We start from the raw sequence: 13,377 nt of genomic DNA on the forward strand, positions 1-13,377 counted from the left end.
AATATAAGACAGAAAGCTGATGCTATACTTTTTACCAGCTTTCAATATTATGACAAGCTTTTGCATTAATGGTTCATAAGAGGCCTTTTTGCTGTTTTTTTGAATGATTTCTATTCATACATTGGATTCTCTTTGTAACGTGTAAGAGAATGGTTTTGAAACAGGTTTGAAATGAGAGAATTTACGATATTCTGAACTCTTACTTAAATATGTGCAAAATAATTTATCCTTTATAAATCAGTGTATTATAATGGTAGATTAGAGAAGGATATTTTAAGAGACCATTAAAAGTTCTATACCGGCTTCGTTCATTGTTTTAAGCATAGTGTTTAGTGATCCGTTTACATCAATACCAGCACAGGCATTTAATGAAACACTGACTTTAAAACCGCATTGCATAGCGTGAAGAGCAGAAAATCCGACACAAAAATCAGTTGCTAAGCCACACATAATGAGCTTAGTAAAACCATGTTCTTTAAGATAAACTTGTAAACCTGTTGGTGTTTTTTGATCATTTTCAAGAAAAGCAGAATAGCTATCCATTTTTTGATTATAGCCTTTTCTAAGGATAAGTTGTGCCTTTTCCACTCTAAGAGATGGATGAAATTCTGCTCCTTGTGTTCCTCGTATGCAATGATCAGGCCAAAGTATTTGAGGACCGTAGTCAAGAATGATGGTATCATAGGGCTTTTTTTCAGGATAGCAGGAAGCAAAGCTGCAATGGTTTTTTGGGTGCCAATCTTGGGTTAAGATAACGTGGTCAAAATGATTTATGAGATTATTGACGGCGGGTAAAATAGCATCACCTTGTGGTACGGCAAGTGCTCCACCTAGTAAGAAGTCATTTTGAACATCAATGACGATTAAGGCTTTTTTTTCCATAAATATATTCCTATACGAGATGAGCTTTTATCGTATTTTTAAAAAGCTATATGTCGTCTTGAAGTTTTGAAATGATATGCTGGATATTGATATTATTTTTATAATTATCAAGCCAAAAGAGGGGAATGGATAAGTTTTTACAATTGGTTTTATAGTTTTTTACGAATTGTAACCACGTACCAATGGGAAGTGCACTGTATTCATTTGTTGCTACGTGTTGATGCAAAGCTTTCATGATCATTGGGCTTGGAACGTCAGATCCCATAAGGCGGCGGTCGTTTTGTAAACGTAATTTAAGCCATATCAAGGCAAGGGGTGAAGTCCATTGCTTTCCGTAGCAAAAAATTGATGAAAAAAGAGAAGGATTTTTTACTGCGTAATATAAAGCCCATAAAGCGAGAAAAGAAGGCGCATAGAGAATTGCTTTTCTTTGTGGTACCATATTACATTGATAAGTCGGTTTAATACGATAAAAATACAATGTTATATCTGGTATGGAAAAGAGAGGCAATGTTTGATAACAGGTTTCAGGTACAGCTAAAAAGATTTGCTTTTTGCTCTTTAGGGGGATGTTTTTTTGCATTCAGGACCATACTGGGGCTTGTGAGATTAGAAAAAATGTACCAATATAAAGCGAAAGCTTTTGATACGACGTAAGTGCTATTTACTGTACAGTTTCAAAAAGCAAAAGCAGTTTTTTCAAAATCCTAATCTTTAATATCGCATAATATAAAGAGAAATTTATGGCACGTCAATTTATCTATCATATGGCTGGGCTTAACAAGTCTTACGGCAATAAAAAAGTTCTAGAAAATATTCATTTGTCTTTTTATCCAGATGCGAAGATCGGTATTTTAGGGCCGAATGGTGCAGGGAAGTCAACTATTTTACGTATTATGGCTGGGCTAGATAAGGAATATACGGGAGAAGCATGGATTTCTGAAGGAGCTCGCTGTGGATATCTACCACAAGAACCTTTGCTTGATGCGAGCAAAGATGTGCGTGGCAATGTGATGGAAGGTGTTGCAGATAAACAAGAAATTCTTGAGCGTTATAACGAATTGATGATGAATTATAGCGAGGAAACGGCTGATGAAAGTGCGCGACTTCAGGACATTATTGATAGTCAGAATCTTTGGGATTTAGAAAGTCAAGTGGAAATGGCTATGGCTGCTCTTGGTTGTCCGCCAGCCGATGGGGATGTAACAAAACTTTCGGGTGGTGAGAAGCGGCGTGTTGCACTTTGTAAATTGCTTTTGTCAAAACCTGATTTGTTACTTTTGGATGAACCGACAAACCATTTAGATGCTGAAACGACGGCTTGGCTTGAAAGGCATCTACGTGAATATCCTGGGGCTGTGCTTTTGATAACCCATGATCGTTATTTTCTCGACAATGTAACGGGTTGGATTTTAGAGTTAGATCGCGGGAGAGGTATTCCTTATGAGGGGAACTATTCTGCTTATTTGGGGGTTAAAGCCAAGCGTTTGGCTCAAGAAGGACGTGAAGAGGCAGCGCGTCAACGTGCCTTATCACGTGAGCAAGAATGGATTGCTTCTAGTCCAAAAGGGCGACAAGCAAAGTCAAAAGCTCGGATTAAGGCTTATGATGAGTTGGTTCAAGCAGCACGTGAGCGTCGTCCTGGAGAGGCGCAAATCATTATCCCTATTGGAGAAAGATTAGGACAGGTTGTTATTGAAGTTGATAATCTCTCTAAAGCTTATGGTGAGCGTGTATTGATTGATTCTCTTTCTTTTAAACTTCCTGCAGGTGGCATTGTCGGCGTTATTGGGGCCAATGGTATGGGAAAGTCGACCTTGTTTAAAATGTTGACGGGACAGGAACAGCCCAATTCAGGTCAAATACGTATCGGTGAAACAGTTCACATGAGTTATGTGGATCAGAATCGCGATTCCTTGGTGGGGAATAAAACTGTTTGGGAGGAAATTTCTGGTGGAAATGACATTATTAAATTAGGCAAATATGAGATGAATAGTCGCGCTTATTGCGGGGCTTTTAATTTCAAGGGGGCAGATCAACAGCAGAAGGTGGCAAATTTATCAGGAGGGCAGCGCAATCGCGTACATTTGGCAAAACTTCTAAAAGAGGGGGGGAATGTGCTTCTTCTTGATGAACCGACAAATGATCTTGATACTGAAACATTGGGTGCATTGGAAGATGCATTGGAAAATTTCGCTGGTTGTGCAGTTATCATATCGCATGACCGTATGTTTCTTGATCGATTGGCAACACATATTTTAGCCTTTGAAGGTGATGGTCATGTAGAATGGTTTGAAGGTAACTTTGCTGAATATGAGGCTGATAAAGTTCGTCGTCTTGGGGCGGAATCTCTTAATCCTAAGCATGCAAATTATAAACCTCTTACACGCTAGAATTTTTTATCTTATCTCAACTTTGTTGGAATAATAGTGTATTTTATTGCGTTTGTTATTTCATAAATAAAGTGTGTGTGTACTCTGTGGAAGTTTTTATTCATTGAAAAGAGTAAGAGACACTTTATGAAATTATAGCCTAAATAGGGTTGTTCTAATCATGATATATAACCGGTTATTGCTTGTAAAATTGCAATGAAAAGGAGGAGATGAAGAGTATAGTACTACTTCTACAAATGCTCTGGTCATTGAGCATTACCATCTTTACTTAATAAAAATGCAAGCTGGCATCATCATGTTATTTATTTTTTCTCAATGGTATACAGTTTTTGTTTTGAGGTGGGCATAAAAGATATTTTTATCTATATGTCCCCTCCGTTTATGAGCTGTAAGAGAATGATTTGGATTGATTTATCATGAATATTATAACGAGAAGCAGATGGATAAGATCTGTTCGTTTTTTACATTAGCCTATTTTTTTCATAGTATGATAAAATAGAGAGCACAAAATAGATGAGAATATGCGTTGTATACTTGACTTTTTTTCCTATAAACAAATGTTTATAGGAATGTTGAGGGGATAATTATGAAAAAAAGTGCAAGTTTAGATGCAATGGTTGAGCTGCTGAAAGCGGTCGCAGAAGTAAGCCATTTACGTGTTCTTAGGCTCTTACATCATGAAGATTTAACAATCCCTGATTTTATTTTTATTCTTGATCAGTCGCAAGCATGTATATCACGATATTTACGTTTATTGTACGAAGCACGATTGATTGAGCGTTATCAGAAGGGGGATAGCCTTTATTTTAAGCTTTGTCATGATTTTTGGGGTAAAGACATTGTGATGGGTGTTCTTTCGGCTTTGCCAAAGAATGATGTGTTGTTAGCGCATGATTTAGAACGTTTGAAGGATGTTAAAAAGCAGCGTCAAAAAACGAGGAAGAAGTATTTCTTACAAAATGCGTTGCAACGGGATGTATTACGGTCATCTTATATGGCAGATCATGGTGTAGAAAACGCTTTACTTGAAATCATTGGCGATAAACCATTTCAGACGATGCTGAATATTGGAAGAGGTGAAGACTCTATCTTAAAATTGTTTTCTAATCTTTATACGCATGCGGTTCAAGTCGTGCTTGATAGCAATGTTTTTCACTTGTCTGTTGGAGATACAACTTTTGATTTAGTTATTCTTCATTGGGTTTTACATTTTTTTGAAAACCCTGAAATATTCCTTCATGAGATATCAAGTGTTTTGCGTCCTCATGGACGTTTATTGATTGTGGATTTTGGTTATCATGAAATTGAGTCTTCATATTCTGATCAAGCACATACGCGTTTTGGATTTTCGGCTTTACAAATAGAACAATGGCTTAAAAATACGAGACTTGTTCTAGAACAAAAGGTTTGTCTTACTCCTATACAAAATGAAAACAGTGAGAAAGGTATGGTTACGCTTTGGCTTGCTCGTGATCCGCGTTTATTAGTTGACGATATCAAAGATAAACAAGTCAATTTTGCATAAATCGCGTTTGTTGACCTGCTTTATTCTCTGATTTTTCTTAAGGAATAGCGTAGAGATAAAACTTTATTCAATCATTGATAATCTATTGTTTTTTACATTTGTATTATGTTTTTATATGAGAGTATTGGTGTTTTACAGGGGCTTGGTGGCTGTGTACTGTGTAATGAAAGCACTTTCTATAGAGTTAAGCCTATGAGGATCGTTATTTAAGGTGTCTTGATATCATATTTGTTTTATTAGCCAATATATTGATTTTTTAGATTTCAATGATAGGCTCGAATATAGGAATATTTTTTCATTTCAAATTTCCTGTTTCAGAATCCAAAAGAGTCTGTTTGTTTGTTACAAGAGAAGATATTTATCTAAATAATACCGTTTGTAAAAGGAAATACATATTTCTAAATATGAGAGCGGCGGCGATATGATGTAATAGCGCACAATATAATATAGTGATGGCTCATACCTTCATAAATGTCAAAAATGGTGGTACCCAATAGATCTTACGATGTCTCTTTAAAACAGGTGCTTAGATAAGAAGTACCTTGGAATTTTTAGTGAGGGGTGCAAAAAGATGCTCTAAAAAGACGAAGGGGTAAAAGGGTAAGACAATGCATGATTTTCATTATTTAAAACACAGCGTTATGAGCGTGTTTGAAAGTCGTAAAGGCAAATGAAAGGGATGGTAAAGATGGCAATAGGTTTTTATCTTTGGGCTTTTATGTTTCGTTCAAAATAAATGATGGCTTTTTTAAGATTACTCAAACAGACGTAAATATTTTTACTCTAATTGGGCATATAAAAGCTGGGACTGTTTACATGGTTCTCATTTGCTCTAGTCTTTATCTCAAGCATATTGCCATGTTAGGAGCAGGTGTTGATTTACAAGTAACAGCAAACGTAAAAGCTTGGTAGATGACGCCATAAAATTACTCATAAATTAGTAATGGATTGGAGTGATATTCTGAATTTTAAAAACATTTTGTACAACAATGGTTATAATAGCGTATCTGACTTTACGTTTATTTCTTCTTACAAGCATTCATATATGGCGTTTGTCTATGTGTTTTTCATTATATTCATAAAAATAAGATTGACGATAATCTATGGATAGTCCGTGGCTGAAAGTAGAAAAGAAAAGCGTGATATTACACTAAAGTTTCGTATCTCTTTATCATGAGAAGTATGAAGGTTATTAAAAAGGTTATTAAATAAGTCCATTTTTCTTGCCAAAAGTGATTTTTTCTTTTTATGCTTACTGCTCATTTTATGATGCAGCCCGTTAGTATAGCGTAAAATTGATAGGGCATCATCGTTTTATGTTTTTTATCCATATGCTTTTTCTTGTTTGTGATGTGCCGTAGTATGGCTATTCATTGATTCAATAGACGAAGGTTTAAAATAAGGGAATCTCACGTTCTTGAGATCTCTCATGTAAGTTGTAAAATGATGAGTTATGATTGTAAATCAATGCATTATTTACGTTAGAAGAACAGACTATAACAATTTTTGAGCATAGAAACTACTGTGTGTATTATTTTACGGGATCATTTAAATGATAGAGATTAAGAGAAACGGTCTGCATTGATCTCGGTTTGTTATGTTAAAATGCGTTAGAGCCTGTTGGTTATTGTAAAATAGTTTATCGTTATTTGGAATGATGATAGGACGTGATTCGAAACAAATACCTTCAGAGTTCTCATTTTTTCATAAAATTAAGCTGTTTAAATTCTTCATTGATTGTTACATGAGAGATGCGACAATATTTTAATAATCATTTACAGAATTTTTTATGAAGATAGATAAGATTTTAAAAATCTACATTTTTATTTTTGTGGTGATTGCTGTTCGAAAAGTGATTCTACTTTTATATAGTTTGATTTTTATAGGGTGGATACGTAGAAATTACGGTTTTTTTGATTATGATTATCAGAGTTATGAAAGAAACTATTTAAAAGTTATAATGATCGTAGATTCCAATTGATGCTTCTTGAAATAAAATTGCTTCAAATTGGGTCATTTTAAACTTTTTTTGCCTAAATTTAAACATTTTTAAACAATTTATAACTCTTTTATGTTTTTTTGCGTAGAAGATGATAAGAATTTCTTGTTGTTTAAAGAATTTTATTCCATAGCAAGAATATTGCATCGGCTATCTTAGTGGTTGATGTGAGAGGACGATCGGGGAACCTCCTCCCCCCCCCGCGTGGATCCCCTAGATTGTCTGGCCTGACTGAGGATTTCCTCAGTCAGGCTTTTTATAATTGTTTTGGGGGATGTTGTAGCGTGTTATTAGGGGGAAGTGTAAGATCTGTTATTGTTTCGCCTATACTACCTAAATACATAGAGGGGCAGTTTTTGTTGGGCGGATAGTGTTAGCGTATTCATTTTCAATAATTTGATTTTTCTTTATTGAGGCATCGTTGAATGCTATAAGGAGAATCATAAAAGGAATCTATGTTTGTGTTCTGTGATCTTTAGGTAAGAGATAATGGAATCTTTTTCGCGTCGTATTGTTTTTATTTTATTTGTATTTTTTATTTTTGGCGCTGTCTTTTTTGCTTCTCAAAGTAGTGCTGTTTATCAGTTTTTTTCCGGTCGCTCTTCTTTTTCTTCTCAGAAGCTTGATGTAACAGAGGAGGAGTTGTTAGAGAGATTGTCTGTATCTTTTCCAGATATTATCAAGCATCTTTCTAAGATGAGTCCTCAACAGCAAGAGGTGTTTATTGCGCAGCTGCGTCGTGATGTAATTGCGCTTGCTTTTAAAAGTGGTCAGAGTCGTGAGCAGGCTCACAAATCTGGTGAAACTGTTGCTATGGCTCTTTCAAAAGCGATTTCTCGTCCTTCCATTGCTAATGCTTATTTTTAGCTATTTTTTTAATCGCGCTTTTGGGTTTTATTTTAAGGAGCAAGAGCTTTTCATGAAGTCTTGAAAAGTGCGAGGAGATAATTAATTTGTAAGGTATTAACAAAATTTATCTCTCAAAAGGTAAGCAATTGGAGTATAAGGGTAATGTTGCAATCATTACAGGAGTGATAGAAAGTCTATCAAGGGTATTGGTCCAAGTTAATTGCATTATCAATCGCTACAATGACAAAAGCAGTATTGACTATAATAAAACACGTTAACCGTGTTTTATATGCCGGTTATTTTTTTATTTGATATGAGAAAATAAAAATTTTTTAAAGGATTTAAGCTTTCTTTGTTCTACGGATTTTAGGATATTTATCCACTTGTATGATTTCTGAAAATGAGGTGCAAGGCTGATAAGATGGTAGTCTGTGACAAAGAAAAAAATATTTGAATGAAGATGAGGGTTTATTTTTATTTAAAAGGCTTTGGGGGTATTGAGTTTCCTAACATTTTTCAAAAAAACAGACAAAAGTAATTGTTAAGCTTTGTTGTAGAGATAAAGACGGATATAGCTTTTTTAGCATATTGTTTTATAATGATAATTTGTCATTTTCATATTAAGTGAGAATCTTAAGAATTGCAAAATTCTCTCGTTTTAAATTTATTCATGGTGAAAAAATCAAAATCACTTTCTTGTGCACTACAAGTGAGAGGCTTGTGTGGATAAAAGCTCTTTCAAAAAAAGAAGTAAAAAGCTTCTTTGAGGCATCTTGAGAGCTAAAAGTCTGTTGCAATATTTTGAATTGGTAAAGAGTATGATGGTTTTAGTATATTTATGAATTTTTTATGCGCAATGATGGGAGCGGGGATTTGTTTTATGATTTGTTGGGGTTTTATCGGACATAAAGAGTGCTGTGGGTGTTTATTAACCAGAGAGAAGTGTTGATAACAGTTTATATTTTTTGTGAAACTTTTTTGATATTGAGGATCTTCGGTAAAAAGATGTTCTTGTCTCTCTTTAAGATGCTATTTTTTTAATATAAAAATTGAGTGATACAATAGTGATAGCAGAAATTTACAAATTATATCATTTTATTTAATACGATATAAGATTAATTATAGTCTCTTTATTTTTTTTACTTTATGATATAGATAAATCTATAATTTGTGCATAAAGAGATTTTCTTTTGTTGCAGAATTTTATCTTGAAATTGTCTTACTCTTTCCTTTTTCAAGCCGTTCTTTTGCTTTCTTTTTTTGTACAATACGTTTGCAAATTATTTGCAGCTAGAATTTGAGAATGTTTGAGTGAAGAGAAAGAAAATGCAATTTTTGAAAATCTTGTTAAATACAGCGTGTGCTGTATTTTTTGTATTTGATGTAAGTTGGACTCATAGTGTCTTAAATGTTGCGGAATCAGCAGAATCCTCAGTGATTGTTGCTTCTAAGATTCCTGATCGTCCTTATGAGTTTCTTATTCAGAAACTTGCGAATAAATATAATGTTCCCGTTAATTTAGCACATGCTGTTGTAAAAGTTGAAAGTAATTATAAGGCAGGTATAAAGGGGGCTGCTGGCGAAATAGGTTTGATGCAAATTAAACCCTCTACGGCACGAGGGTTGGGCTTTAGTGGTTCTGTACAGGATTTGTATGATCCTGCGACCAATCTTGAATATGGTATGCGTTATTTGGCACGGGCCTATAAACTCAGTGGTGGAAGTACATGTGGTACAATCCTTAAATATAATGCAGGCCATGCTGCAAAAAAAATGAATTCCATTTCAGCGAAATATTGCGCAAAAGTAAAGACTTATCTGGCTTCATTAAAATAAAAACATCTGTTGAGAGAGGTTTGTCATAAAATATTTTAAGATGCTATTTTCACGGAGCAGAAAATGTTTTATAAATTAGTATGTCAGTCGGCTGGGCAGCCGCGCTTGTCTGATACTGAAATACGGCAGGTGAGGAAAGTCCGGGCTCCATGGAAAGACGGTGCCGGGTAACACCCGGCAGGGGTGACCCTAGGGAAAGTGCCACAGAAAGTAAACCGCCTATTTTTATAGGTAAGGGTGAAAGGGTGGAGTAAGAGCCCACCGCGCATTCAGTAATGAATGTGGCAAGGTAAACCCCACCGGGAGCAAGACCAAATAGAAATGACGTGCAAAATTTAATTTGCAGCCGATTTCCGGGCGAGTCATTCGGGTAGGTTGCACGAGGCGGATGGTAACATCCGTCCCAGATGAATGGTTGCCATGTAAAGTGTAAGCTTTACTCTACAGAACCCGGCTTATAGGCCGACTGATATTTCATGATGATACGCGATATTTTATAAGATCAATTATATATGGTCTTTTATGGAGTCTATGTGTTTGAAATGGACACTTGAGCAAAGAGTGTTTTAAAAAATTATAACATTTCTTTAAGTATAATGCGTTAGGATCTGTTTTGGGATAACTTTAGTTTTTTCGTTCATTGTGATTAATGTGAAAGTTGAAGGCCAGGTTATTCTAAGATCAGTTGCCATGAGAGAGCTGTTGATTTAAGACAGCCTAACTTCAAGACGGATTATTTTGATAAAGCAGGATCAAAGAGCTGAACGCCATATTCCAGTGTTGTTACAGCCAGTTTTGGCTGGGCTTATGCCATTGGTTGGAGCAAAAGTGATTGATGGCACCTTTGGTGCAGGTGGTTACACGCGCGCTTTGTTAAAGGCAGGGGCACAGGTGATTGCTCTTGATCGTGATCCTCATGCTATCAGTGCAGGACAATCGCTTGTTGAAGAATTTTTTCCACGCCTTCGTTTGGTCCATATGGCGTTTTCACAGCTCGATCGTGTCGTTGAAGAGAAGGTGGATGCAGTTATTTTGGATATTGGTGTCTCTTCAATGCAGCTTGATGAAGCAGAAAGAGGTTTTTCTTTTCAAAAAGATGGTCCATTGGATATGCGAATGGCTCAGACTGGTTTTACAGCCAGCGATGTTGTCAATCATTTAAAAGCAAGGGATTTGGCACGTATTTTTAAGATATTAGGGGAAGAGCGTTATGCGGGGCGAATTGCACGGATGATTGAAAAGCGTCGTGTTGTGCAGCCTTTTTTGCGTACAGGTGATTTGGCGTATGCTATCGAAACGTTGATAGGACGTAAACCGGGAGATCGTATTCATCCGGCAACACGTGTATTTCAGGCTCTTCGTATCTATGTTAATGATGAAATTGGTGAATTGGCATGTGGTTTATTTGCTGCTGAACGCGTTTTAAAAGCTGGAGGCCGTTTGGGGGTTGTCAGTTTTCATTCTCTTGAAGATCGTATGGTCAAAAGATTTTTTTCGGCTCGTTCTGGAGAATGTATGAGATCACGCTATCTGCCAGAAATAAAGGCTGCTCCAGCAACATTTTTTCCTTTGTTTAGAGGTGGGATCACGGCAACTAAAGAGGAGTTACAGAAAAATCCTCGTTCACGTTCTGCGAGGTTGCGTATTGGTGTACGGACTGAAGCAGAGGCTCTTGCAGCAGATATGAAATTATTTGGTTTAGCAGAGATTGCCAGTTTTGAAGGCAGCAAAAAATGACAGTTTTTCGTACATTTGATATGATTTTAGTGTTGATTATGATTTGTATGGCAGGACTTACTTATAAGGTAAAATATGATGTTCAAAAACGAATGAACGAAGTTCTTCATCTTGAGCATGAAATTGCTGCAGCAAAAAATACGGTAAGTTTGCTTCATGCTGAGTGGGCTGTGATGATAAGTCCTTCACGCATGCAAAAACTTGCGAAACGTTATCAGAAAGAACTTGGGTTAGAGGTTATACAGCCGCGTCAAATCGTGGAGTTTAAAGACATTCCGGTATGGGCACATGATCAAATTGAAGAAGTGATTAAACAAAATATCTTGGAAGATAATCAAAATATTTTGACAAATAATCGGGCTTCTCAGATCAATAGTGTTATCCAAAAAGGCGCGCAGTAATGAAATCGACTTTTTTATTCTCACAGAAGAAAAAGCGCTTAAAGAATTCGTTGAATAATCATAATGTTTCTGTTCGTCGTCCCCATTCTAGTCGTCCACGTTTGCTTTTTTCGTTGTTCTGCTTTTTAATTTTATATGGCATCATGGGGGCTTGCCTTATTTCTTATGGGTTGGAAGGTGGACAGATTGAAGAAGCAAAAGGGCCAGGAGTTCTTCAATTGATGGCACGGCCTGATATCGTTGATCGTAATGGTCGTTTATTGGCAACAGATATTAAAACTTATTCACTTTTTGCTGAGCCACGACGTATTATTGATGTGGATGAAACAATTGAATTGCTCTCAACAGTTTTGCCTGATCTTAATTGGCAGGAAACCTATAAGCGCTTAAAAAGAAAATCTAGTTTTTCTTGGATACAGCGGGGGTTAACACCAATGCAGAAGACGCAAATTATGGCTCTTGGTATACCAGGAATTGGTTTTCGGACTGAAATTCGTCGCTTTTATCCTGATGGACCTGTAACTTCCCATATTCTCGGTATGGTGAATGTTGATAATCAGGGCATTGCAGGTATGGAAAAATATATTGATGATGCGGGGTTGAGTGCTTTGCGTGCCGCTGGTCTTGCCATGGAAGAATCATTAAAACAAGTTCAGCTTTCGATTGATGTGCGTGTTCAGGCAATTGTTCATGATGAACTTATTCAGGCTATGAAGCGTTATAAGGCAATTGCTGCAGGAGCTGTTATTTTAAATATACATACGGGGGAAGTTTTGGCTTTGGCATCACTACCAGATTTTGATCCTGGAAATCCTATCGAAGCTTTAAAAAGTGATCGTCTCAATCGGATGACGGCAGGAGCTTTTGAAATGGGATCAATTATTAAAAGTTTTACGACAGCCATGGCACTTGATTCCAATATTTTTCATTTAAACAGTATTATTGATGCTTCAAAGCCAATAAAAGCAAGTAGTGGGTATACTATTCATGATTTTCATGGAAAAAATCGACCCTTAACGTTATGGGAGGTTTTTATTTATTCTTCTAATATTGGTTCTGCTAAAGAGGCATTGGCGATAGGGATTGATAAACATCGTGGTTTTTTGCAAAAACTTGGATTACTGGATCGTCTCACAACAGAGTTGCCTGAAGTTGCCCACCCTATTGTACCACATCATTGGAAGGATATCCATTCTATGACGATTTCTTTTGGGCATGGTATGGCAACAACACCCTTGCAAACAGCTGTCGGGGCTGCTGCTTTAATGAATGGTGGTTGGTTAATTGCTCCGACATTTTTAAAACGGACAAAAGAACAAACTCTGCACCATGCAAAACGGGTTTTGCAGGCTAAAACAAGTCAAAATATGCGTTACCTTTATCAATTAAATAGTGATATTGGTTCTGGACGTAATGCAAAAGTAGAAGGCTATCGTGTAGGTGGTAAGACAGGAACAGCTGAAAAAGTTGAAAATGGCAAATATTCTAAAACAAAAAATTTCAATAGTTTTCTTGCTGCTTTTCCTATTGAAGATCCTGCTTATGTTGTTTTAACAATTATTGATGAACCAAAGCCTGCAGAGGGACAGCGTTCAGCAACAGCGGGAATGAATGCTGGACCAATGCTTGCTAATATTGTTCGTCGCACAGCTAGTTTTCTTGGTGTAAAACCCGATTTTAAAAAAGAATATGAGCTTCTTTTAAGTAAAAAGAGCAATTCAAGTTTCGTTAAACAACAGTAAAATAAATACAAAG

The 13,377-nt window shown here is 36.2% G+C and carries 9 protein-coding genes and 1 other RNA gene; 8 read left to right on the plus strand and 2 right to left on the minus strand.

Going from position 1 to position 13,377, the window contains the following annotated elements; all coding sequences use genetic code 11:
* Positions 1–273: 273 nt before the first annotated feature.
* On the minus strand, positions 274–882 hold the full coding sequence (gene pncA / locus ACFIK1_RS03275; protein WP_375655111.1) for a bifunctional nicotinamidase/pyrazinamidase: 609 nt from the start codon (positions 880–882) through the stop codon (positions 274–276).
* 46 nt (positions 883–928) lie between these two features.
* Positions 929–1,465: a hypothetical protein gene (locus ACFIK1_RS03280; protein ID WP_375618210.1), complete on the minus strand. Its 537-nt coding sequence runs from the start codon at positions 1,463–1,465 to the stop codon at positions 929–931.
* A 160-nt stretch (positions 1,466–1,625) separates the two neighbouring features.
* On the opposite strand from ACFIK1_RS03280, the gene ettA reads away from it, so the two are divergent.
* The 8 genes from ettA (at position 1,626) to ACFIK1_RS03320 (ending at position 13,364) form a co-directional block, all read left to right on the plus strand.
* The gene (gene ettA, locus ACFIK1_RS03285; RefSeq protein ID WP_375662073.1) at positions 1,626–3,275 is read left to right on the plus strand and encodes an energy-dependent translational throttle protein EttA; all 1,650 of its coding nucleotides are present in this window, start codon (positions 1,626–1,628) and stop codon (positions 3,273–3,275) included.
* A 586-nt stretch (positions 3,276–3,861) separates the two neighbouring features.
* The gene (locus tag ACFIK1_RS03290) at positions 3,862–4,800 is read left to right on the plus strand and encodes an ArsR/SmtB family transcription factor (RefSeq protein ID WP_375662074.1); all 939 of its coding nucleotides are present in this window, start codon (positions 3,862–3,864) and stop codon (positions 4,798–4,800) included.
* Between the two features lie 2,488 nt (positions 4,801–7,288).
* Positions 7,289–7,666, plus strand: coding sequence for a hypothetical protein (locus ACFIK1_RS03295; RefSeq protein WP_375618214.1), 378 nt, complete (start codon positions 7,289–7,291; stop codon positions 7,664–7,666).
* 1,308 nt (positions 7,667–8,974) lie between these two features.
* Entirely contained in the window at positions 8,975–9,484 is a 510-nt protein-coding gene (locus ACFIK1_RS03300) for a lytic transglycosylase domain-containing protein (protein WP_375662075.1), read from the plus strand.
* 83 nt (positions 9,485–9,567) lie between these two features.
* Positions 9,568–9,958, plus strand: an RNA gene (gene rnpB / locus ACFIK1_RS03305) — RNase P RNA component class A.
* 264 nt (positions 9,959–10,222) lie between these two features.
* Entirely contained in the window at positions 10,223–11,221 is a 999-nt protein-coding gene (gene rsmH / locus ACFIK1_RS03310; protein ID WP_375662076.1) for a 16S rRNA (cytosine(1402)-N(4))-methyltransferase RsmH, read from the plus strand.
* Positions 11,218–11,622, plus strand: a complete 405-nt coding sequence (locus tag ACFIK1_RS03315) for a hypothetical protein (RefSeq protein WP_375662077.1) — start codon at positions 11,218–11,220, stop codon at positions 11,620–11,622. Before rsmH ends, ACFIK1_RS03315 begins: the two co-directional genes overlap by 4 nt.
* Positions 11,622–13,364, plus strand: a complete 1,743-nt coding sequence (locus ACFIK1_RS03320; RefSeq protein WP_375662078.1) for a peptidoglycan D,D-transpeptidase FtsI family protein — start codon at positions 11,622–11,624, stop codon at positions 13,362–13,364. The genes ACFIK1_RS03315 and ACFIK1_RS03320 overlap by 1 nt, the downstream gene beginning before the upstream one ends.
* Positions 13,365–13,377 lie beyond the last annotated feature (13 nt).

Source organism: Bartonella sp. OC16QHHD, assembly GCF_042194035.1.
GTDB lineage: Bacteria > Pseudomonadota > Alphaproteobacteria > Rhizobiales > Rhizobiaceae > Bartonella.